The organism is Pedobacter sp. (assembly GCF_046462515.1).
Taxonomy (GTDB): domain Bacteria; phylum Bacteroidota; class Bacteroidia; order Sphingobacteriales; family Sphingobacteriaceae; genus Pedobacter.
The window spans coordinates 445,899-469,924 of record NZ_JBKGVD010000008.1; the positions used below are offsets into that span (position 1 = coordinate 445,899).

Below are 24,026 nucleotides of genomic sequence, written 5' to 3' on the forward strand. Positions count from 1 at the left end.
TATCTATGATAGGTATAAATAAAAATACCCTGATTTTATCTGTCCTTTTATTAGGGGCTACAGCTTGCAAAGGCAATACGCAAAAAAAACTTGTTGCAGATACTATAAAACCCGTTATCATTACAGAAAAAGTAAAATATGATACTGATGACCCTGCTATTTGGATAAACAAAGAAGATCCCTCAAAATCGCTGGTTATAGGTACAGATAAAGAAAAAAACGGTGCACTTTATGTGTTTGATCTGCAAGGGAAAATCAAAGAGGATTTGGTGGTAAGAAATTTGCAACGTCCTAATAATGTAGATGTAGCTTATGGTTTGGTGTTTGCAGGTAAAGCCACTGACATTGCAATTACCACAGAACGGATGACCCATAATCTGCGCATTTTTTCTTTACCGGATATGAAACCTGTTGATAATGGAGGTATTCCAATGTTCGAAGGAGAAACAGGAGATGCATACCGTGATTTAATGGGGATTGCCATTTATACCGCACCAGATAAAAAAATGTATGCTATAGTGGGTAGAAAAAACGGCCCTACAGATGGGTCTTATTTATGGCAATATCTTTTACAAGATAATGGTAAAGGACAGGTTAAAGCTACTTTGGTACGTAAATTTGGTAATTACAGCGGTAAGAAAGAAATAGAAGCTATTGCGGTTGATAATGAAAACGGTTATATCTATTATTCTGATGAACAATATGGTGTACGTAAATATTATGCTGACCCAGCTAAAGGCAATAAAGAGTTGGCACTTTTCGGAACCACAGGATTTAAAGGCGATCATGAAGGTATATCTATTTTTAAAACCGGTGATAAAACCGGTTATATTCTTGTATCAGATCAGCAGGCCAATCGTTTTCAGATATTTACAAGAGAAGGTGAGACTGGAAATCCGCATCAACATAAACTGGTGAAGATTGTAAATGTAGCGGCTAACCAAAGCGATGGATCGGATGTAGTGAATATACCATTGAACGGCACTTTTAAACATGGTCTTTTTGTAGTAATGAGCGATGATAAGACTTTTCATTATTACCGTTGGGAAGATATAGCTGGCAAAGAACTGAAATAATTCAATAGACATTATATAAATTTACAGAGCTGCCAGATTAGTTTTTAACTGATTTTGGTAGCTTTTTCTTGTATTTATCTTTCTTAACAGGGTGCTTTAAAAAAACATTTAATGTATTTACCTGTTTAAAATAGGGAGTAATCAAAAATGGAGGCGGTCATGGAAAACAGAGAACAGAATGACAGAAGAAAAAAAGATCATGTTGAAACCAATTATGAAGCCCATAAGGATAATCCGGCACCCGGACCAACTGTAAACGAACCTGACACAGAAGGTGCAGGGCAGGCCATGAAATGGATAATACCTATTGTGGTCATCATATTATTAGCTATTTGGTTTCTTTTCTTTAGAAACACAGGCACAAAATAATGCTGAACTTATTGTCTTATTTCAGGTATTTTACTTGGTAAAGATCCTGTCGTCTATCTTTGAGTGTTTTTACCGTACCGAAATGGTGCAATTCATCTAATAAATGTAGATCTACATCTACTACTAACATCATTTCTGTATTTGGAGTGGTTTCTGCTTTGACTGCATTTGAAGGAAAAGCAAAGTCAGATGGAGTAAAAACAGCCGATTGGGCAAACTGTATGTCCATATTGTTTACTTTTGGCAAGTTACCCACGCAACCTGCTATGGCCACATAACATTCGTTTTCAATTGCCCTGGCCTGAGCGCAATGCCTTACCCGTGTATAACCATTTTGTGTATCGGTTAAAAAAGGAACAAATAAGATTTGCATGCCTTGATCTGCATATATTCTGCTCAATTCCGGAAATTCTACATCATAACAGATTAAAATTCCTACTTTACCGCAATCGGTATCAAAAACACCTATTTGATCACCTCCACTCATACCGTAATATTTTTGTTCATTAGGTGTAATATGTATTTTACGGTAATCTTCTGTTAGTCCGTTTCTATGGCATAGATAAGTGGCATTGTATAATTTGCCATTCTCTTTTACAGGCATACTGCCGCTAATGATATTTACATTATAAGAAACAGCGAATTCTTGGATTTTCTCTACAATTTCTGCAGTAAAATCAGCCAGTTTTTCCATGGCTTCTTTTTCTGGTAAATGATTATAAGGTTGAAGGAGTGGTGTATTGAAAAACTCTGGAAATACGATAAAATCAGACTGATAACCACTTACGGCATCTACAAAAAATTCTACCTGTTCATAAAAAGCATCAATGTTATTGAATAGCCTCATCTGCCATTGTACCAAACCTAACCTGATAATTTTTGCAGATCTTGCACTTACATCGTCCTGATAATAAATGTTATTCCACTCAAGTAAGGTAGCGTATTCTTTAGATTCAAGATCTCCAGGCAGATAATTTTTCAGAATTTTACGAACGTGAAAATCGTTAGATAATTGGAAGGTTAACGTAGGATCATATATTTCTTTAATCTTAACCTTATCAATGTATTGTCTGGGTGTAAGTTCTTTGGCATATTGATGATAACCGGGAATACGGCCGCCTGCAATGATGCTTTCGAGATTGAGCGATTCGCATAATTCTTTACGGGCCTCATATAAGCGTCGGGCTAATCGTAAACCACGATACTCGGGATGCACAAAAACTTCTATGCCATAGAGTACATTACCTTTTGAGGTATGGGTTGAGAAAGAATACTTTCCGGTGATCTGCTCGTAAGTATGATTATCTCCAAATAAATCATAATCAACTATAATGCTGAGTGCACAGGCTACTACTTTGTCATCAACGGTGATGCAAATCTGTCCCTCGGGAAATAGCTTAAGTAATTTCTGGATATTGGATTTGGGCCAATAACCGTTTCCGCTGTCGTGGTAGGCTTCCTTCATTGATTCGCGGAGCCCGTCATAATCATCAATAGTTAGTTTTCTGAGTTCAATATTCATATACCATACGAACAATAAGAAACAAAAAATGTTTAAGAAGCTTTTTAATTCTATCTATTTAGTTACCCTGAATTCCCCGAAGTATGGGAATAAGCTATTTCAGTGGCTGTATAACAGAGGATAAATGTAATAGGCAAGATGCTGAAACAAGTTCAGCATGACGTATTCTATTTAAGGTCACTTCTCCATAAAACAGTGCGTCACCCTGAACTCGTTTCAGGGTCTATAATACAGTAAAGGTTGTAAACTAGATTTACTTGGCGGCTACTTCGTGGTTAGGATTTATGCTTGAAGGTAATTAAAAATGACAAGCGAGATGCTGAAACAAGTTCAGCATGACGCGAAGGGAGGGCATGATGCGTTTTATTTAACGTTACCTTATAGAAATAGCCCGTCACCCTGAATTTATTTTACAAGGTCTTATATATGGTCTTGTAGCTACTTCATGGTCAGGTTCTATATTCTTCAAGAAAGATGCTGAAACAAGTTCAGTATGACGGTTAAAAGTAAACTAAAAAAGCTTGCCGGTTTGCCCTAAACGGCTTCTGTTCAAATGTTTATAAGCTGCATCTGTAACCTCACGACCACGGGCAGTACGCATTAAATAACCTTCCTGTATCAAGAAAGGTTCATAAACTTCTTCAATGGTACCGTCATCTTCGCCTACGGCAGTAGCAATGGTTTTTAAACCCACAGGGCCACCCTTAAATTTATCTATAATAGCCAAAAGGATTTTATTATCCATTTCATCGAGCCCATGTTCGTCTACGTTCAATGCCGACAGGGCATAGCGGGCAATTTCTGTATCTATCTGGCCATTGCCTTTTATTTGCGCAAAATCTCTGGTACGACGCAGCAAGGCATTGGCAATACGTGGTGTGCCACGGCTGCGGCGTGCAATTTCATAAGCGCCTTCTTCTGTAATAGGTGTATTGAGAATAGCTGAAGAACGCAATACAATGGTAGTCAATAATTTGGCGTCATAATAAGCCAGACGAGAGTTGATGCCAAAACGAGCGCGTAAAGGTGCTGTAAGCAAACCTGAACGTGTGGTTGCACCCACTAAAGTGAAAGGATTTAGACCAATCTGTACAGAGCGCGCATTTGGGCCACTTTCTAACATGATATCAATCTTGAAATCTTCCATGGCCGAGTACAGGTACTCTTCTACCAGTGGCGAAAGGCGGTGTATTTCATCTATAAATAAAATATCACCACTATCTAAATTGGTGAGCAAGCCTGCCAGATCTCCCGGTTTATCTAAAACAGGGCCTGAGGTAACTTTAATGTTTACGCCCATTTCATTGGCTATGATATGGGAGAGCGTGGTTTTGCCTAAACCTGGAGGGCCGTGAAGAAGCACATGGTCTAAAGCTTCGCCACGTAGTTTTGCGGCTTTAACAAAAATCTTAAGGTTCTCTAAAATTTTATCTTGACCGGTAAAATCTTCAAACTCCTGTGGACGCAATGCTTTCTCAATATCTCGTTCTACAGGGCTTAAGTTTTCAGATGATGGATCAAGATTTTTGTTCATACAACAAATATAAGTTTTTTGTACTGTTTTAAATCAGATAGTCCCGGCTGTAACGGCAGCTTCCAAAAAAAACTTTTTGGAAATACAATGTAAGGCGGGACTATCTGTAAATATTTGCAGCGGTTTTATGCTATATCAAATACTAACTGAATTTGGCAGAAACTTTAGCTTCTTTAACTCCATTGCTGTAATCGTAAAACCCTTCGCCAGATTTTACTCCTTTTTTGCCAGCAGTTACCATATTTACCAACAGCGGACATGGCGCATATTTAGGATTACCAAAACCTTGATGCAATACATTAAGAATAGCTAGACATACATCTAAGCCGATAAAATCTGCTAACTGCAAGGGGCCCATAGGGTGAGCCATACCTAATTTCATTACGGTGTCTATTTCGTAAACACCCGCTACGCCTTCATATAGCGAATAAATAGCTTCATTAATCATCGGCATAAGGATACGATTAGCTATAAAACCAGGATAATCGTTTACCTCTACAGGTACTTTATCTAATTTCTCAGATAATTGCATAACCGTTTGCGTGGTTTCATTACTGGTTGCGTAACCTCTGATAACCTCGACAAGTTTCATAATAGGTACCGGGTTCATAAAATGCATACCAATTACCTTATCGCCACGGTTGGTTACCGATGCAATTTGTGTAATGGAAATAGAAGAAGTATTACTTGCCAAGATGGTTGATGGCTGTGTAAAAGCATCTAAATCTTTGAAGATTTTAAGCTTAAGTTCTATGTTTTCTGTTGCGGCCTCCACTACCAGATCTACCTGCGAAACGCCCTCTTTTAGGTCGGTATAAGTGCTGATGTTGTTTAAAGTATGTGTTTTATCCTGTTCTGTAAGTGTACCTTTTGTTACCTGACGGTCTAAGTTTTTTTCTATAGTAGAAAGTGCCTTTTTTAAGGCATCTGCATTAATGTCAATAAGGTTAACTTGGTATCCGAACTGTGCAAAGGTATGAGCAATGCCATTACCCATGGTTCCAGAGCCTATTACTGCTATATTTTTCATGTATTAAGATTTATATTGGGTTTATTAAGGTGCTAATCTGTTAATTTTCCATTTACCATCAATCAGTTTATAACTGATCCGGTCATGTAAGCGGCTAGGGCGGCCCTGCCAAAATTCTATGGAAACAGGCTTTACAATATAGCCTCCCCAATGTGATGGCTTAGGGATGGTTTTACCTTCATATTGTTGTGTAAGTTCTTGTACACGTTGTTCTAAAAGATCCCTGCTTTCAATTACCTGACTTTGTGGCGATGCAATAGCACCAATTTGACTACCTATGGGACGTGAAATGAAATAAGCTTCAGAGGTTTCTTTATCTAACTTTTCAACTGTGCCTTCAATACGTACCTGACGTTCTAATTCTGCCCAAAAAAACACAAGACAGGCCTGTGGATTCTTTTTGAGTTCTTTACCTTTTTGACTTAAGTAATTGGTGTAAAAACTGAAACCTTTTTGGTCAAATCCTTTTAGCAGTACAATCCGGGCATTAGGCCGGCCGTTTTTATCTGCTGTGGCAAGGGTCATTACATTTGGTTCATAAATCTGTGCATCAACTGCATCTTTAAACCACTTTTCAAATTGTTGAATAGGGTTTTTTACAATATCTTTTTCACTTAACTGTGCCGATTTATAATCCTGCCGTAAGTTTTGTAGCATTTCTTTGGTGAGCTCCATGGCACAAAAATAGGGTTTGTATATTTATTTTGCTAAATTTCGCAAATGTTAAGTCCATTAAAGCCATCAACAGGTAAATTATTAATATCTGAACCTTTCCTGAACGATCCTAATTTTAGGCGGTCGGTAGTTTTACTTACAGAATGCAATGAACTGGGTGCAATGGGTTTTGTATTGAACCAACCCAGTAATCTCTTATTAAAAGATTTAATTTCTGATTTATGGGAAACAGATTTTCAGGTTTTTATTGGCGGCCCTGTTGAAATAGATACCATACATTTTTTACATAATTGTTTTGATAAACTGGGAGGAGAGCAGATTACAGAAAATGTATATTGGGGCGGTGATTTTGAAACTTTAAAACTGCTGATTAATAACAATTCTATTCAACCTGATGAAGTAAAATTCTTTTTGGGTTATTCTGGTTGGGAGGCTGAACAGTTAAAGGATGAAATAGAAATTAATACCTGGATTGTTTCTGATCAGTTTGGTAAAGAAATTGTTTTTTCTAACAACGAAGAAGAGCTGTGGCGTGAAGTAATTATAAACTTAGGCCCTAAGTATGCACATATCAGCAATTTTCCCAGAGACCCAAGTTTGAATTGAAATTTGTAGCTAATCGTAATGAGCCTTTATTTAAAGATGCTGAAATAAATTCAGCATGACGCACATCAAGGTTATTGCTTCCTCGCTAACGTCGCCCTGAACTTGTTTCAGGGTCTATTACCCTTGAAAAGATTATTTCTGGTTTTCCATTTCTGCGGCAGTTTCTTCAACCTTGTTGCGCAAATCGTCTTTATAGTCCTGCATTTTCTGAGCCAGTTCAGGATTGCAAGTAGCTAAAATCTGAGCGGCCAATAAGCCTGCATTTTTTGCGGCATTAAGGGCTACTGTAGCTACAGGTATACCGTTAGGCATTTGTAATATAGACAGGATTGAATCCCACCCATCTATTGAATTAGATGATTTTACAGGTACACCAATTACAGGCAAAGTAGTAATAGAGGCCACCATACCTGGTAAATGAGCAGCACCGCCTGCACCTGCAATAATTACTTTTAAACCACGCTTAGCAGCATCTTTAGCATAATTGTACATCCGTTCTGGTGTACGGTGTGCCGATACTACAGTCATTTCAAAATCAATACCAAATGTTTTCATGATTTCGGCAGCATCGTTCATGATGTTTAAATCAGATTTACTGCCCATTATAATACCTACCTGTGCCACTTTATATTGCGATTATTATTTTTAATTAGCTGATTACTTTTAAAGCATCCTGAACAAAACGTGCTTTTTCTATAGCTTTTTCACGGTTTTGATCAACAATGGTTACATGTCCCATTTTTCGGAAAGGTTTGGTGTATTTTTTTCCATATAAGTGGATATATACGCCATCAACGGACATTACTTTTTCTAAGCCCGCATATTTAGCCACGCCATCATGGCCTTTTTCACCCAATAAATTTACCATTACCGAGTTGGCTAAAGTTCTCGTATCTCCCAAAGGTAAATTAAAAATAGCTCTTAAATGCTGATCAAACTGCGATACATAATTTCCTTCTATGGTTTGGTGACCGCTGTTGTGTGGGCGAGGAGCCAGTTCATTTACTAAAATATCGCCGTTTCGCGTGATAAACATCTCTACTGCTAAAATGCCTGTTATATTTAGGGCGGTAGCAATCTGTATAGCTGTTTTTTCTGCTTTTTGCTGTATGTTTTCAGGATAAGTTGATGGACTGATGAGAAACTCTACCAGATTAGCTTCAGTATTGAACTCCATTTCTACCATAGGAAAAGTACGCATATCTCCGTTGGGATTTCTGGCAACAATCACCGCAATCTCTTTTTCAAAATCAATCAGCTCTTCAATTAGTGATGGAGCTTCAAAAGCTTTGTCTATGTCTGTTATACCATTGATCCTCATTACGCCTTTACCATCGTAACCATCTTTGCGCTGTTTTAAGATATAAGGAAAAGAAATGGTTGAATTTAAGATATCTTCCTTACCATGGACCAGCTGAAAAGGAGCGGTAGGTATATCATTTTCTTTGAAAAATTGCTTTTGTATACCCTTGTCTTGTATCAACCTGATTACGCGCGGCTGGGGAAAAACGAGTTTTCCTTCTTTTTCCAATTGTTCCAGTGCTTCGATGTTTACTTTCTCGATCTCAATGGTAATGATATCGGCTTTTTTACCAAAGTTATATACCGTATCATAATCCGTAATAGATCCACATTCAAACTTATTAGCAATATTTTTGCAGGGAGCTTCGGTATCAGGATCTAATACTAAAGTGGTTAAATTATAATTGATAGCTTCTTGAATTAACATTCGGCCTAATTGCCCACCACCTAATATGCCTAATTTTAAATCGCTGATTTGTCTTGCCATTACCTAATCTATGGATAAGCCACAAAAATAGTAAAAATAAACGGATAGGTTTTAATAAATAACGACAGGCTATTTAAAATCCTTAATTGAAAGCAGAGATTTGTAAAATAGCGTACAGGCTATGCGGGCCTTAAAAAGAATATGTATTTTTGATACATTAATATGAATGCTGATGCTATAATTATAGGCGCAGGAGCCTGTGGCCTGATGTGCGCCGTACAGGCCGGATTTTTAGGTAAAAAGGTTATTGTTCTTGAAAAAAATGATAAACCTGGTGCTAAGATACTGATATCGGGTGGCGGCCGTTGTAATTATACAAATATGGGTGCTACCGAAGAACAATTCATTACCCGAAATACCCATTTTTTAAAATCGGCCTTTAACCAGTGGACTGTTGATGATACCTTGTCTTTTTTTGAAAGCTATGGAGTTAACGGAAAAGAAAAAACATTAGGACAGCTTTTCCCTGATGGAAAAAATGCGAAAGATGTAGTTAACGTTTTTACAGAGCTGTGTGCGGGTATGGAGCAGCAGATCATCTGTAATACAGAGATCAAAGAAGTTACCCAAACCGATGAAGGTTTTAGGATTGATTTTGAACATAACAATAAAAACAGAAGCATCCAAGCACCCAAACTGGTTATTGCAACAGGTGGTTTACCTATACCCAAAATGGGCGCAACTGATTTTGCTTTAAAATTTGCCCGTAAGCATGGATTGAATATTATTGAAACTGCACCGGCATTGGTGCCTTTAACCATTACAGGCAAGGATGAAGAATGGTTTGCTCAACTTTCGGGTAATTCTGTTTATTGCAGGGTGAGCAATGACCAGATTTCTTTTGAAGAGAATATCTTGTTTACGCATTGGGGCTTAAGCGGACCTGCTATATTGCAGATTTCTTCATACTGGCGCCGCGGTGAAACTGTCAATATAGATCTGTTACCTCGTCAGCATATATTGGAACTGCTTAATAGCGATAGAAGTACAAACGGAAAAATTCAACTTTCTACTTTTTTACATCAGTTTTATACCCGGAAGTTTGTAGAGGCTTTAGAAAAATTCCTGCCCTTGCATAAAACCATTGCCGATTTGAGCAAAGCAGATATGCAACAGTTAGAACAAACCATTCATTATTTTAAAGTTAAACCTGCAGGTGATAAAGGTTATGATAAAGCCGAGGTAATGCGAGGTGGTATTGATACCCATGAACTTTCGTCTAAAACATTGGAAAGCAAAAAGCTTCCCGGATGTTACTTTGGGGGCGAATGTGTTGATGTTACGGGCTGGTTAGGCGGATATAATTTTCAATGGGCATGGGCCAGTGGTTATGTTATTGCGCAGAATATTTGATTGAAATTTATATATTTCATAAAGTGTCGCATAAAGGCTGCTGACAGTAGTGTTATTATTTTAGTTCACCAATTTTCGGAAACTTATTTACAATTTTTTCCAGTTGGTTTAATATTTTTGGAATATGAGTTTGGTCAAAACTAACTTCAAATTCTAGTGTATTTCCAATTACGGCGTTATCCGTTACAACGCATTCAGCATTTAGATGTCCAATTCCATCTCCAACAATTTTTATTTCAACTTGCCTTTCTAAAGTATGAAATGTTGCAATCCCGTTGAGCTTGTTATAAAGTTTAGCTAATTCGTTTTTGAAACTCATGAAATCAACTGTCATAAACTCTGCTTTAAATTCACCAGAAAACGCTCCAGCTTTTACCTTAACAATTCCTCTTATCCAATTTCTATCCCAATCTAATTCCGCATTTGGATAATTTAAACCAATTAAGTCGATTCGGATAAAATCTCCGTTTTCTGTTATTTCGAAATAAGTAGATTCTTCATTCATGAATTTTTTCTAATATTACTGCCAACGTTTTGACAATACCTTGTTGTGCGATGTTTATTTAATAAATTCGGAAATTGCTTTTTTGCTATGTATAGAATACTTAAAAGGTTTGGAAGATTTATCCTCAACTATTAATCCTAGTTTAATCAGTTCATTTAAATCTCTACTTGCTGTTTGTCTTACAATTTCATGTTTTTCAACGTATGAACTCAAAGTAACATTATTTTTATCTTTTAGATATAAAAAGCCTATTAAATCAGCTTGTCTTTTATTTAAACCTTTTGAAAGTAATTCATAAGAAACAAGATTAGCTTTTTTTCTTTCTTCAAGTTTTTTATCTCGATATTGTATTAATTTTTCAAAAGCTATTCGTATATTTTTTATTGAATATGTAATGAAATAATTTAAATCATTTTCATCATATTCTGTCTTTAAAAACGCTTTGTCATATTGAGTTCTAGATTCAAGTATAACTCTAGAAATTGAGATATTCTTAACTAAAGAATATCCTTTTTTTAATAAATACCAATAAAATAAAGCTCTTGCAGTTCTGCCATTACCATCTTTAAATGGATGAATAAATCCAATCATAAAATGTATAATAGATGCTTTAATTATTGGATGAATAAACTTTTCATCATCATTAATGAACTCGCATAATTCCCCCATTAAAGGTTTGACCTCTTTCCAGTCAGGTGGAATATGAGCAATTTCACCATCTACATGATCTGTAACATATACTTCTCCATCTCTAAAATCACCGGAATATTTTTCTGCATCTGTATTTGCAGTCATGATTTTATGTAATTCTATTATGATTTTAAAATCAATCTTGCTATTTACGAATTCACTAATATATTCAATTGCTCTTAAATTATTGAATATCATTTGTTCAGATTCATTTCTTGGATTTCTTCCGGATTTAAGCATATCTCTCGCTACTTCGGTAGTTGTTGCAGCACCTTCAACCTGAGAAGAAGCAACTGCTTCTTCTAACAATGAATTTTTAAAAAATTCAATTCTATCTAATGGAAGAATAGGGTTTTGCTGTAAACCACCCATTAGCTTCAAATCAAAGTCATGTAAATTCTTAGAAATATATTCAGAAAGAAAATAATTAAATGTATAACTTCCGAAAGTTAATTTTTCATATTTAGAAGTTCTATATGTTTTAATAAATATCCAATTATCATTTTGAGATTCGAATGGCACATCTTTTTTATATTTAATATCATCCCAGTAAAAATACTTCTCGTCTGATTTAACTATAAAATCTCTGAATTCACCTTTCCAAATTTTCTGGAGGTATTCAATGTTTAATTCACATTTTGGTGGCTTCTCAAGTTTCATTTTTACTCATTGTTAAATTGTCGTTCAAATTTAACAATGTTATTTAAGATATGCAAATTTATGTAACGATGTCTAATGTTAAATATTGCACAACGTTTTGTAGGTTTAAGTTGAGCCAAATATTGGCACTAACTACCTACAGCACTAATCTAAATAAATAATTTCGAATTCTAGTGTTGGCACTTCGCTCGAGGTTTATCTTAAACCTGTTGTTATGCGTACGGCAATTCTAAGCAAAGTTATCTTGATAATGACGTGTCTTAATTAATTGATTCTTTCTACCAATCTGTCTTCAGGTTTAGTTGACCATTGAACCTGCCATACTCTGCCGTCTACTTGGTCAAGCAGGACGAAATTGTAAATGTTGGTTGTCGGATATAGAAAAAATCTACCATTCTTTTCCTCTTCTTTATCTACACGAGAAATGATAGACAATGTCTCTTCAAACTGATATTTACTCTCAGTTCCCCATTGAACTTGCCACATTTTTCCGTTCCTGGTGTTCAGTTTGATAAACGTGTACATATTCCTTGTCGAAAAAAGTCTAAAGACAACGTTAGTGTCAGTAGAAACATTTTGTACAGGTGCTAATAAAGTATTTTGAGCAAAAGATGTGATAGAAGCTAAAGAAATGATTAGTGAAAATAATATTTTTTTCATATCGTTAATTTGTTGGTTTTTGGTTATTCATTACGCTTGCTGACGCATAACTCTCAAATATACGAATGTTTTTGAAAATGTTAAATTGTTTATATTACTGTTAATCAAGTTATTATGTCTTTTATTTCTTGAGTATATTTAAAATAAGAAACTGTTCAGATATTCAAAATTCGAAACATGGTTTTAATATTTCTTTGTTTCAGGTTTCGCTTGGAACACATCGATACAAAAAGGTAATTTGGATAAAAAATAATAAAAACGGACGAATAAGTTAACTTACCCGGCCGTTTCTTTAAAGAATACCAAACAACTGTGATTTTGTAGTATCTATATTTAAACAGCTCTTTTTTTAATCGCAGTGTGGAACTGTAAAAGTCCATGTTTCTGCATTTTTATTAGGAATAGAGAAAGCTACACCTTTATCCATTTCAAACCATAATTTAGGCCTTAATTTTTCACGGCTGATGGTTTCGTTCATGGTCATGCTGTCGTAGAGGCGGCCATTGATCATCACGTATTTGATTTTTTCAGAATTCCTGATGTCTTCTAAAGGGTTTTCATCCATTATGATCAAATCTGCCAGCTTACCGGTTTCAAGAGAGCCTAATTCTTTGCTCATACCCAGATAAGCAGCTCCATTTAATGTAGCAGCTTTTATAGCTTGTAAAGGCTCCATTCCGCCTTGTACCATCATCCACAATTCCCAGTGCGCACCTAAACCTTGAATTTGTCCATGTGCACCCAGATTAATTTTTGTTCCGCCATCGGCAATCTGCTTAACGGTTTTAGCAACCTCTATATGCCCATAATCTCCATATTCAGAAGTTGTTCTTCTTCGTGATCTTGAATCTATGATAGAGCGCGGCGTAAAGTTTAATAAACGTTCATTCTCCCATACATTTGTTCGGTCGTACCAGTAATTTTCGCCCCACTGGCCGCCATAAGCTACAATTAAGGTAGGCGTATAAGCCACATTGGTATGGTTCCAGAATGAGGTTACATCTTTATATACAGGTGCAATGGGAATGCTGTGTTCTATACCTGTATGTCCGTCGGCAATCATACTCATATTATGGAAAAATGTAGAACCACCTTCGGGCACAACTTCCATTTTTAGCTGTCGTGCAGCTTCTATGATCTGCTGACGCTGATCGCGGCGAGGTTGATTGTATGATTTTACAGAAAAAGCACCGACTGCTTTTAATCTTCTCAAATGTGATAAAGCATCGTCTAAACTGTTGATTACAACTTTAAAATCGCCATCTGCACCATATAAAATAGATCCGGTAGAATATAATCTCGGCCCCACCATACGTCCTGCTTTTAGCATTTCACTTTGACTAAATACCATTTCGGTATTGCTTGAAGGATCATGAGATGTGGTAACGCCAAAGCTCAGATTAGCCAGATAAGACCAATCCTGTTGCGGACTGATACCGTCTGGACTGGTACGCAGATGAGCATGTACGTCTATCATACCTGGCATAATGGTTTTTCCGGTAACATCCACTACTTTGGTTTCGGCAGGTATGGTAACTTCTTCTGCTTTGCCTACAGCTTTAATTTTATTGTTTTCTATTAAAATAGTTCCTTCTTCAATCACCTGATCGCCTTTCATGGTAATAATACGGGCACCTTTTAAAGCAATAAGACCAGTTGGCAGATCGCTTTTTAATTTTAAACCAATTGAAATTCCTGTGCTATCAGGTTCAGGTAAGTTTTTAGGTGCACCTTCCACAAAACTGAAAGTGTTTTTAATTTCACGGCTAAAATATTGCTCTCCTAATGTCCACAACAATTTTTTGCTATCAGCAGACCAATGTAGGTAGGTTCCAGCATCTTTAGTAACTCTGGTTAAGGGGATAGATTTGTTTCCGGCAGAAAGATCCTGTGCGGTTCCGGCAGTGATCAGAGGCGTAACATAGGCATTGAACAATTCAGTAAATGCCATCCATTTTCCATCAGGACTTGGTAAAAACTGCGTGGCGTACTGTGAAGTATAATGTGTTCTTTCATTCCCTCCGTTCAGATCCATGCTTTTGAAAGCTTTTTTGCCACTTTCATATCCTTGGAAATAGATGCGGGTATCATCTTGGTTAAACATCGGTTTGATACCATTTTCACTGATCAACGTTTTGCTGCCTCCATTGGCTGGCATAATAAATATACCTGTGTTCTTACCGTAAGTGAGGCCTAAAACTTCATTTCCTACGCCTTTTCTAAACACAATTTTATCGCCCTTGTTAGAATAAACAGGAGAGTAGTAATAACCTTTTTCATCTGTAAGTGTAATGGTTTTGCCGGTTTTAAGGTCGGTACGTTTAATAGCTCCCTTAAATTCATCACTCCAAGTAGTATAAATTACATACTTTCCATCAGGGCTAAACTCAGGTTCAAACTCAAAATCTAAACCATTGGTTAATCTTTCAGGTGCTCCGTTAGGAAGCTCTTTTTTATAAAGGTAACCTGCGGCATTAAAAACAACCATTTTTCCATCAGGAGAAGTGGTCAGTTGCCTGATCATTTTTACGGTAAAATCTGTTGAGAAAACACTCTGTTCAAAGTGTAGAGCATCTTGTACTGTTTGGTCACTGGTTACTTCAAAAGGGATTTCGGTTACGGTTAAATTGCTTAATTCAATCTGTTTGATTTTACCTTTGGCATAAAAAATAATCTTTTTAGAATCAGGGGTCCAGGCAAAATTAGGATATACTCCAAAAATAGCCCATGTTTCCTGCTGATCTTTTGATAAATCATCATACAAAGGCCATTCTTCGCCAGTTTTTAAGTTTTGGATATAAAGTACGCTTTTTAAACGTACACGTTTAACATAAGCAATGTACTTACCATCGGGAGAGGTCTGGGGTCTTGCAGAACCGCCCTGTTCGGTTATGAAATTGGTTAATCTGCCTGTTATTAAATCTAATTGTCTGATAGCATAAATTAAACCATTAGGATCTTTACTGTATTGAAAAATTGGGCCCGGAGATACGTCTTCGCTGAAATATAAAAACCTGCCATCTGGAGAAACATTCGGTTCCCCGGCATCCTGTTGTTCATTTTTGCGTTTGGTCAGCTGTACTCCATCACCACCGTTAATGTTATACATCCACATTTCGCCTGATCCTAATGAACGTGATGCGGTAAAATGCTTACGGGCAATAATATATTCACTATTAGGCATCCAGGTGGCATTATTCAATAGGCGGAAACTTTCTTTGGTTATTTGTCTTTTGTTACCGCCCTGACGGTCCATAATCCAAATGTTATCACCACCACCTTTATCGCTGGTATATGAAATGTACTTTCCGTTGGGACTAAAACGGGGTTGAACTTCATAAGCAATACCACCACTCAGTAATTTGGCTTTACCACCAGTAATGGGCATTACATAAATATCTCCTAAGAGGTCAAAAACGATTTCTTTACCGTCGGGGCTTACATCTAAATTCATCCACGTCCCTTCATTTGTGGTAATGGAGAAGGTTTTGGTTGGGCCTTTATACTTTTCAACCTCCCATTTTAAGGTCTCTTTTTTATCTTGTGCAAAAGCTGCAGAAAAGCCTATGAGGCAGGCAGAGATTAAAATCTTTTTATTCATGATACAAGCAAAATAGAAAATATCACGCAATTTAATAATATCAGTTCGTTTTTATAGTTTTGACTTTGCCATTTTATGACCGCTATAGAAATTTTAAAGAGATACTGGGGGCATGATAGTTTCAGGCCTTTGCAGCAGGAAATCATATCGTCTGTTTTAAATGGTAATGATACATTGGCCTTACTGCCAACAGGTGGGGGCAAGTCTGTTTGTTTTCAAGTACCGGCTTTATTAAAAGAAGGGATTTGTATCGTAATCTCGCCCTTGGTTGCTTTAATGAAAGATCAGGTAGAGAATTTGAAGCAAAAAGGTATAAATGCAGCGGCTATTTACGGGGGGATGGGCAAACGCGAAATTGATATTCTGTTAGACAACTGCATATATGGCAATATAAAATTTTTGTATTTATCACCCGAGCGTTTGTTGTCTGATCTGGTAAGAAAACGGATTTCTTACATGAACGTAAATCTCATTGCTGTTGATGAAGCGCACTGCATTTCGCAATGGGGCTATGATTTTAGACCACCTTATTTACGTATTGCAGAGCTGCGAGCTATTCACCCAGAGGTTACGGTACTGGCTTTAACCGCCACGGCAACTCCACGTGTAAGAGAAGATATTATAGAGCGCCTAGCGCTTAAATCGGCTAAAGTTTTTGTAAAAAGTTTTGCCCGTAAAAACTTAGGTTACGTAGTTTTTAATCTGGAAGACAAGTATAAGAAACTACTTGAGGTGATTAAAAATGTAGCGGGAACCGGATTAATTTATGTAAGAAACAGAAGAGAGACTATTGAGGTTGCTTCATTTTTAAATCGTAACCATATTGCAGCTGATTATTATCACGCAGGTTTAGATAAGGATATTCGATTTAAAAAGCAGGAAGACTGGAAGAACAATAAAATGCGGCTAATGGTAGCCACCAATGCTTTTGGTATGGGTATAGATAAGGCCGATGTGCGTTTTGTGATCCACCTTGATCTGCCCGAAAGTTTAGAAGCTTATTATCAGGAAGCGGGACGTGCAGGCAGAGATGAAAAGAAAGCTTATGCAGTATTACTAACTAATGAAGCAGACCGGTCAATGCTCAAAGCCCGATATGCCGACAGTTTTCCTACAATAGATGAGATTAAGCGGGTGTATCATTTCTTGGGCAGCTTTTTTCAGATTGCTTATGGGGCGGGCGAGGGACTTACCTTAAATTTTGATTTAGCTTCTTTTTGCAAAAGATCTGGAATTGCAGTTGCGAAAACCATGATTGCTTTAAAGTTTTTAGAACGAGATGGTTATATCAGCGTTTCTGATGCTGCCTATGTGCCCTCACGTTTAATGTTTGCAGTAAGCCATGAAGATGTTTACCGTTTTCAGATAGAAAATCCCGGTTATGACTTGTTCATTAAAACTATCCAACGTTCTTATGGCGGTGCTTTTGATCAGTATGTTAAAATTAATGAGAATGACTTGGCCAACCGTCTTAAATTTTCATACAATCAGGTTGTAGCCTATTTACATAAGTTGCAGGAACATGAAATAGTCTCTTATCTGCCACAAACAGATCAGCCCCAATTGCAATTTTTGGTGCCCAGAGTTGATCATCTGCACTTAGATATTGATGTGAAGCACATTAAATTAAGACATCAGGTATTAGAAGAGCAAATTAGTGCAGTTATAGCCTACACCCAAAAAACCTATTGTAGAAGTCTTCAGTTACAACATTACTTTGGTGAGCAGGTTACTACCAAATGCGGTGTCTGCGATGTATGTATTGCCGAGCGAAAAAACAAGGATATAAATGAAATCATTGATGAGATTGATTTTGAAATTATGCAACTACTGCAAAAAAGCAGCTATACTTTATCCGATTTAATGCAGGAAATTACAGCAGGTAACGAACATGTCAGGCTAGAGCGAATTAGAGAATTGATGGATGCCGGTAAGATCAAGAGTGATGGTAAAAAATATTATTTGTGATTAGATTAGAAGAAATTCTGAATTAAAAATCATAGCTTCCACAAATTGAAAATTTTACGATTTTTGAAAATAATAAACCTACAGATTATTTACGCATAATTAGATAATGCAACAAAGAAACGATAAGAAAGTTGTCCGTTCATGGGCATTCTTTGATTGGGCCAACTCAGCCTATAATTTAGTGATTACTTCAACTATTTTTCCGGCTTATTATACCGCAGTTACTTCGGATAAAGATCCGGCTACCATAGATTATGTAACCTTCTTTGGTAAGAAATTTGTTAATTCTGCACTTTACAGTTATGCCATGGCTTTTGCTTTTTTGGTAATAGCCATTATCTCACCTATTCTATCATCAATTGCCGATACACGCGGAAACAAAAAGATATTCATGAAAATGTTTACCTATTTGGGTGCCTTGGCCTGTTGCGGACTGTTCTTTTTTGAAGTAAACGAAGTCAAAGGTATTAATACATTAAATTTTAGCGTAATTATGTTTGTACTGGCGGCAATAGGTTTTTGGGGGAGCTTGGTTTTTTACAATTCCTACCTACCCGAAATCGCTACCGTTGATAAACAAGACAGTGTAAGTGCCAAAGGTTTTACCTACGGCTATGTGGGCAGTATTATTTTGCAGATAATTTGCTTTGTATTTGTATTTAAACGCGATTGGTTTGGTATAGAAGATCCATCTGTTCCTGCCAGGTTATCTTTTTTAATGGTAGGTATATGGTGGATATTGTTTGCGCAGATACCTTTTAAAAACCTACCTAAAGGAAGTCCGAACTATCAGGAAGAAAAGAAAAACATCATGACAAGCGGTTTTAAAGAACTGAACAAAGTATGGCGTCAGCTTAAGCAGATGAAATACCTGAAACGCTTTTTGTTTGCATTCTTTTTCTATTCTATGGGGGTACAGACCGTAATGCTGGTTGCGACTATTTTTGGTGAAAAAGAATTACAGTTACCTACAGAAAAGCTGATTGCTACGATTTTAATATTGCAGATTGTTGCCATACCTGGCGCTATGCTAATGTCATATTTATCTACAAAGAAATTTGGTAATATCAATGTTTTAATAGGTGTGGTAGCTATATGGATAGGTTGTTGCATTGCAGCATATTATTTGCATACTGAGATGCAATTTTATGCGCTTGCAGGCGTAATAGGAATGATTATGGGAGGTATACAATCTCTATCTCGTTCAACTTATTCAAAGTTTTTACCGCAAGATAGCCCTGATCATACCTCTTTCTTTAGCTTTTATGATGTAACAGAGAAGGTTGCACTGGTTTTTGGATTGTTCAGCTTTGGTTACATAGAAGAACTTACGCAAAGTATGCGTAATTCTGTAATTGCATTGGCCTTATTTTTTGTTTTAGGATTAGTATTTTTGGTGTTTGTTAAAAAAGTAGAGCCTAAGAACGCTTAGTTATATTATTTAAAGAGCGCATGAAAGTAGAATTATTTATACCTTGTTTTGTAGATCAGATCTATCCGCAAACAGCATTCAACACAATAAAAATTCTGGAGAAAGCAGGTTGCGAGGTTAGTTATAATTCTAAACAAACCTGCTGCGGGCAACCTTCATACAATGCCGGATATTGGGAACAAGCTAAAGAAATCGGAAGTAAATTTTTAACGGATTTTTCTGAACAGAAATATATTGTTTCGCCCTCGGCTTCATGTGTAGGCATGGTAAAAAATGGATTTAATGATTTGTTTACCAATTCTATGGTACACAATAAATGCCGTAACATCCAGTCGCATATTTACGAGCTTTCTGATTTTTTGGTTAATGTTGTAAAGAAAGATTATTTTGGCGCAGAGTTAGAAGGTAAAGCCGTTTACCATGATTCATGCAGTGCTTTAAGAGAATGCAAAATTAAAGAAGAACCCCGTAAGCTTTTAGAAAAAGTACATGGCCTGGAAATGTCAGAAATGAAAGATACCGATATGTGCTGTGGATTTGGAGGTACTTTTGCAGTTAAATTTGATTCTATTTCATCGGCAATGGCCGAACAAAAAGTGAATAACGCCTTAGAAATGGGGGCCGATTATATGATTTCTACAGACTTATCATGTCTTATGCATATTGATGGATACATTAAAAAGAAAAATCTTCCATTAAAAACCATGCATCTTGCCGATGTGCTTGCGCATGGGTGGTTAGAAAGCACACCTTACTGATATCGTAAAATAAAGGATACATAAAAAAATGTATTTAACCTTTTTTAACAAATAGGGTCTATAATGTAACTTAAATTTGAATCTCAGAAATATATCTTATTTTAAAATGAAAAAATTATTTATTGCCTTATTAGGTGTTGCTGCAATTACATTTAATGTGCATGCACAGAAAAAATCGGGAGCTATTCAGTACGAAACTCAAATAGACCCGGCAGCAATGGCAGCAGCCAGCGGTTTTCCTCTTAGCGATGAGATGAAAGCCCGTATGCCTAAATCTATTAAAGCAAATTATGAGCTATTGTTTAATGCTACAAATGCAAGTTATATGCCAGTAGAGGAAAACGAAGATAGTAACGGTGGCGGCAGAATGAACATGGGTAGGATGATGATGCGTTTTGGTGGTGGTAGTAACAGAGATTATTATTATTCTTTTGCAGATCAGAAAGTATTTGGGGTTGTTGATTTAAACGATACAACTTTTGCTATCCCTGCTAAATTAACCGTTGACGTAAGTCCTGTAGGCGGTTTTGGCGGAGGGGGCAATCGTCAGGGAAATGAAAATGCCAATAGTGGAGTTGTTCAGTTTTTACCAGGCCCTCCAGCCGTAGAGATCATTAAATCTGATGAGACTAAAAAAATCTTAAACTTTAACTGCAATAAGGTTACCATTAAGAGCACCAGAAAAGCAAAGATCTTAGATATGGAAAAAGACATAATTGATGAAACTGTGCTTTGGTACACCAATGATTTGGGCTTTAATTTTTCTCCAAATCCAAATATGTGGACTGAAGGCGTGGTACTGGCTATTGAAAATAAAGGTGGAGGCACTGTTGCCAAGAGTATTGAATTTAGAGGCGTAAGTAATAAAGATGTAAATCTGCCTAAAAAAGCTGTTGTAATTACTCCTGAACAATATCAGCAGAAAATGGAAGCCATGATGAAGCGTATGAGAAATAACAATAACAGAGGAGGACAAGGTGGTGCCCCAAACAGAATGATTATCAATTAATTTTCTTTTTTTAATATATTATAACAAAAAACCTGACGATTATTCGTCAGGTTTTTTTTATGAAGTATCTGCAAGTGGTAAAAGCCTAACCTACTTTAAGGCTGCTGCCAATAGTGTTAGTTTTAGCTTCGTTTTCTTTTAACTCTTGCTGCATGATCTTTGCAATTTTTGTACTGCCATCATGGCTCCAGCCCGGAGGATTAAAGATATATTTAATCTTATCTGTAAATTTAGGTGCTTTTTTGATGTCATTTTTTAAAGCAATAAATTCATGAAAAATAATGTTGACAGGGCCCGTGTCGGTAGGTTGTGTGGTTAATCCATATTTTATTTCGTCTTCAGGTATTTCTTCCTGAAATGTGCCAAACATTCTATCCCATAAAATAAGTACCATTCCCATGTTTTTATCTAAATAACGTACATTACACGCATGATGTACACGATGGTGTGATGGAGTGACAAAGATGTATTCAAACCATGGATGTAGTTTACCCACTGTTCGGGTATGGACTAAATTTCCATAGATTTGGGTAACCAGGTAAGCAAATAAAATATCTAATGCAGTAAAACCCATAAAAGCCAAAGGCAGATAAAAGAATACACGGTATAAAGGCTCAAATACGGTTGATCTGAACCCGGTTGTAAGGTTAAAATGTTCTGATGAATGATGGGTAACGTGCATAGCCCAGAAAAAGCGTACATAATGACCAACAGTATGTAAAAACCAGTATAAGAAATCTTGCGCCAGAACCAGAACTATCCAATACAGCCATACATTGCTAATCTCAAAAAACCTAAACTGATAGCAATAATCTAATAAAAAGAATGTGGCGAACTTCATACCGAGGTTAATTACCACTGCACAAAGCATTAAATAAACATTGGTCCAGGTATCTCTTTTGGTATAAAGCTTTCTGTCGTGTGTGTAACTAAAGTACATTTCTACCAGTGTTAGCACAATTACAAAACCAAACAGGGCGCCAACAGAAATGTCGCTTCCGGTAAATTTCATCTTATAAATTATTGTAAAAGGTTAAGCTGTTAATAATATCATCTTTGTGAACTTTATGGTTGAAAGCACAGTTGCCAATGTTTTCAAGTAATGAAAACAGGATTTGTCCCTCTTCATTCTTCTTATCGCTTTGCATCAGGCTAATTAATGCATTAAAGCTCTTTTCTGCAATGTGGTATTTAGGATAAACGGATAAAATATATTGGCAAATATCGTTGAAATCTGAATCGGATAATGAACAATATTTAACAGATAAATAAGTTTCACATATCATACCAATAGCAATGGCTTCACCATGCGTTAAAGAAACTTTATCGTTCTCTAATGAATAACTTTCAACAGCATGGCCAATGGTATGCCCAAAATTCAAGATCTTACGTAAGCCTTTTTCAAAAGGATCCTGCGTTACAACCTCATTCTTTATTTGTATAGAGTGGTAAATAAGCTGAGCAGATATTTGCTTATAATCGCAGTTTTTTAAAGCATGGTAATATCCGGCATCGGCAATTAATCCATGTTTGATCATTTCTGCAAAACCAGAAAGCAGCTCACGTTGTGGCAGGGTTTCCAGAAACCTGTTTTCGATAAATACAGCTTGCGGAAGAGCAAATGTACCCACCATGTTTTTTACGTTGTCTATATCTATACCCGTTTTACCACCAACAGAAGCATCAACTTGCGATAGAAGTGTTGTAGGAATATTGATAAAGTCTATGCCTCTTTTATAAGTAGAAGCTACAAAACCGCCCATATCAGTAATTACACCACCACCCAGATTAATCATTAAACTTTTGCGGTCGGCTTCAAAATCCAATAGGGTTTTCCAGATCCCAATGCAGAAATCTATATTCTTATTTTCCTCTCCAGAATCGGTTTCAATAATATCAAAATGATCCAGATCATCTGCCATTTCCCTAAAAGCAGGTATGCACAGCTCGGCAGTATGCGTATCTGCAAAAACAAAAATCTTACTGTAGTTCTTTTGTTTAAGCAAATGTTTGAGAGGACTGAGCCCACTTTCAAAATAAATAAAATGGTCGGCACTTTTTATAGGTTCCATTATTCAATAATTACTGTTTTTCCCATAAACTCAATCTTATCTCCAAGACGTACCTTAAGCCTTTTCCGATAATCAACTGCACCATTGTATTTAACCAGGCCTTCTTCTACAACGGCCTGAGCTTCTCCGCCACTTTGAACCAATGCAGATGCTTTAAGCAAAGCGATTAAATGAATAAATTCGCCTTCTAATTTAAATTTTATCATTGCGGGGCAAATTTACAATTTTCTAATGGGTTTAGCATTCAGAAGCTTTCTAAACAGCATGATTTACCAATTTATTACAATCTTCTTTAAAATATTTTGATAATGATCTGGAATTTTATTTTGTTAATTCTTTTTTATTGAAATAAAATTTGTTAATATTTGTTAAATTTGTTACAGTAACGAAGTTGAAAAACTAAAAACCGTTAACTATATTCGTTTATTGAGTTGGAAGAGGTAAATTTCTATAAGGTAGAAACGCTTATCATTTAATTCTTGGAAGTGCATGCCAAGGAAAATTCATTTGAAATAACGCTTCTCAAAATTGAAAGCTTGTTAGCAGAACAAGCTGTTGATTTGCTATGGCTTAGAAGTGCAACTAAACTTAAAAATTATGATAAGATTAACCAACCACCAGATTAAAAAACAATTTTACATTTTACAAAAAAGGATAAGATACCTAATAACCTGAGTTGAACATATTCAATGTAGCAAAATTATAGGTACTTATTGT

The 24,026-nt window shown here is 36.3% G+C and carries 21 protein-coding genes; 8 read left to right on the forward strand and 13 right to left on the reverse strand.

What is annotated here, in order from left to right; genetic code table 11:
• Positions 1-5: 5 nt before the first annotated feature.
• The gene (locus tag ACLHG9_RS10010; protein ID WP_410221352.1) at positions 6-1,076 is read left to right on the forward strand and encodes a phytase; all 1,071 of its coding nucleotides are present in this window, start codon (positions 6-8) and stop codon (positions 1,074-1,076) included.
• Positions 1,077-1,235: 159 nt separating this feature from the next.
• Positions 1,236-1,445, forward strand: coding sequence for a hypothetical protein (locus ACLHG9_RS10015; RefSeq protein ID WP_410221353.1), 210 nt, complete (start codon positions 1,236-1,238; stop codon positions 1,443-1,445).
• A gap of 16 nt (positions 1,446-1,461) precedes the next feature.
• Here the strand turns inward: ACLHG9_RS10015 and ACLHG9_RS10020 are convergent, their stop codons facing one another.
• From ACLHG9_RS10020 to pdxH, 4 genes are all read right to left on the reverse strand, one after another.
• Positions 1,462-2,967: a GNAT family N-acetyltransferase gene (locus ACLHG9_RS10020; protein ID WP_410221354.1), complete on the reverse strand. Its 1,506-nt coding sequence runs from the start codon at positions 2,965-2,967 to the stop codon at positions 1,462-1,464.
• A gap of 511 nt (positions 2,968-3,478) precedes the next feature.
• Positions 3,479-4,501 (reverse strand): Holliday junction branch migration DNA helicase RuvB, encoded by a 1,023-nt coding sequence (gene ruvB / locus ACLHG9_RS10025; protein ID WP_410221355.1) that lies wholly within the window; start codon positions 4,499-4,501, stop codon positions 3,479-3,481.
• A gap of 142 nt (positions 4,502-4,643) precedes the next feature.
• Entirely contained in the window at positions 4,644-5,531 is an 888-nt protein-coding gene (locus ACLHG9_RS10030) for a 3-hydroxyacyl-CoA dehydrogenase family protein (protein WP_410221356.1), read from the reverse strand.
• 24 nt (positions 5,532-5,555) lie between these two features.
• Positions 5,556-6,206, reverse strand: coding sequence for a pyridoxamine 5'-phosphate oxidase (gene pdxH, locus ACLHG9_RS10035; protein ID WP_410221357.1), 651 nt, complete (start codon positions 6,204-6,206; stop codon positions 5,556-5,558).
• A 45-nt stretch (positions 6,207-6,251) separates the two neighbouring features.
• Between pdxH and ACLHG9_RS10040 the strand changes: the two genes are divergently transcribed.
• Positions 6,252-6,812: a YqgE/AlgH family protein gene (locus ACLHG9_RS10040; protein WP_410221358.1), complete on the forward strand. Its 561-nt coding sequence runs from the start codon at positions 6,252-6,254 to the stop codon at positions 6,810-6,812.
• A gap of 132 nt (positions 6,813-6,944) precedes the next feature.
• On the opposite strand, the gene purE is transcribed toward ACLHG9_RS10040, so the two are convergent.
• A complete protein-coding gene (purE, locus tag ACLHG9_RS10045; protein ID WP_410221359.1) occupies positions 6,945-7,436 on the reverse strand; it encodes a 5-(carboxyamino)imidazole ribonucleotide mutase in 492 nt (163 codons plus the stop codon).
• 25 nt (positions 7,437-7,461) lie between these two features.
• Positions 7,462-8,601 (reverse strand): 5-(carboxyamino)imidazole ribonucleotide synthase, encoded by a 1,140-nt coding sequence (locus ACLHG9_RS10050; RefSeq protein WP_410221360.1) that lies wholly within the window; start codon positions 8,599-8,601, stop codon positions 7,462-7,464.
• Between the two features lie 162 nt (positions 8,602-8,763).
• Between ACLHG9_RS10050 and ACLHG9_RS10055 the strand changes: the two genes are divergently transcribed.
• Positions 8,764-9,954, forward strand: a complete 1,191-nt coding sequence (locus ACLHG9_RS10055; RefSeq protein ID WP_410221361.1) for an NAD(P)/FAD-dependent oxidoreductase — start codon at positions 8,764-8,766, stop codon at positions 9,952-9,954.
• A gap of 55 nt (positions 9,955-10,009) precedes the next feature.
• Here the strand turns inward: ACLHG9_RS10055 and ACLHG9_RS10060 are convergent, their stop codons facing one another.
• The 4 genes from ACLHG9_RS10060 to ACLHG9_RS10075 form a co-directional block, all read right to left on the reverse strand.
• The gene (locus ACLHG9_RS10060; protein WP_410221362.1) at positions 10,010-10,459 is read right to left on the reverse strand and encodes a hypothetical protein; all 450 of its coding nucleotides are present in this window, start codon (positions 10,457-10,459) and stop codon (positions 10,010-10,012) included.
• Positions 10,460-10,513: 54 nt separating this feature from the next.
• Positions 10,514-11,809, reverse strand: coding sequence for a Fic family protein (locus ACLHG9_RS10065; protein ID WP_410221363.1), 1,296 nt, complete (start codon positions 11,807-11,809; stop codon positions 10,514-10,516).
• A 264-nt stretch (positions 11,810-12,073) separates the two neighbouring features.
• Positions 12,074-12,295, reverse strand: coding sequence for a hypothetical protein (locus ACLHG9_RS10070; RefSeq protein WP_410221364.1), 222 nt, complete (start codon positions 12,293-12,295; stop codon positions 12,074-12,076).
• A 523-nt stretch (positions 12,296-12,818) separates the two neighbouring features.
• Positions 12,819-16,070, reverse strand: coding sequence for an amidohydrolase family protein (locus ACLHG9_RS10075; protein ID WP_410221365.1), 3,252 nt, complete (start codon positions 16,068-16,070; stop codon positions 12,819-12,821).
• Between the two features lie 75 nt (positions 16,071-16,145).
• Here ACLHG9_RS10075 and ACLHG9_RS10080 point away from each other — a divergent pair, with 75 nt between their 5' ends.
• From ACLHG9_RS10080 to ACLHG9_RS10095, 4 genes are all read left to right on the forward strand, one after another.
• Positions 16,146-18,038, forward strand: a complete 1,893-nt coding sequence (locus ACLHG9_RS10080) for an ATP-dependent DNA helicase RecQ (protein WP_410221366.1) — start codon at positions 16,146-16,148, stop codon at positions 18,036-18,038.
• Between the two features lie 106 nt (positions 18,039-18,144).
• The gene (locus ACLHG9_RS10085; RefSeq protein WP_410221367.1) at positions 18,145-19,470 is read left to right on the forward strand and encodes an MFS transporter; all 1,326 of its coding nucleotides are present in this window, start codon (positions 18,145-18,147) and stop codon (positions 19,468-19,470) included.
• Between the two features lie 20 nt (positions 19,471-19,490).
• Entirely contained in the window at positions 19,491-20,228 is a 738-nt protein-coding gene (locus ACLHG9_RS10090; RefSeq protein ID WP_410221368.1) for a (Fe-S)-binding protein, read from the forward strand.
• Between the two features lie 106 nt (positions 20,229-20,334).
• Positions 20,335-21,237 (forward strand): hypothetical protein, encoded by a 903-nt coding sequence (locus tag ACLHG9_RS10095; protein WP_410221369.1) that lies wholly within the window; start codon positions 20,335-20,337, stop codon positions 21,235-21,237.
• 85 nt (positions 21,238-21,322) lie between these two features.
• Here ACLHG9_RS10095 and ACLHG9_RS10100 read toward each other — a convergent pair whose 3' ends face one another.
• From ACLHG9_RS10100 to ACLHG9_RS10110, 3 genes are read right to left on the reverse strand one after another with little or no spacing between them, the layout of a single operon-like run.
• On the reverse strand, positions 21,323-22,249 hold the full coding sequence (locus ACLHG9_RS10100) for a sterol desaturase family protein (RefSeq protein ID WP_410221370.1): 927 nt from the start codon (positions 22,247-22,249) through the stop codon (positions 21,323-21,325).
• 1 nt (position 22,250) lies between these two features.
• Positions 22,251-23,309, reverse strand: a complete 1,059-nt coding sequence (aroB, locus tag ACLHG9_RS10105) for a 3-dehydroquinate synthase (protein ID WP_410221371.1) — start codon at positions 23,307-23,309, stop codon at positions 22,251-22,253.
• Positions 23,309-23,515 (reverse strand): RNA-binding S4 domain-containing protein, encoded by a 207-nt coding sequence (locus ACLHG9_RS10110; protein WP_410221372.1) that lies wholly within the window; start codon positions 23,513-23,515, stop codon positions 23,309-23,311. Before ACLHG9_RS10110 ends, aroB begins: the two co-directional genes overlap by 1 nt.
• Positions 23,516-24,026 lie beyond the last annotated feature (511 nt).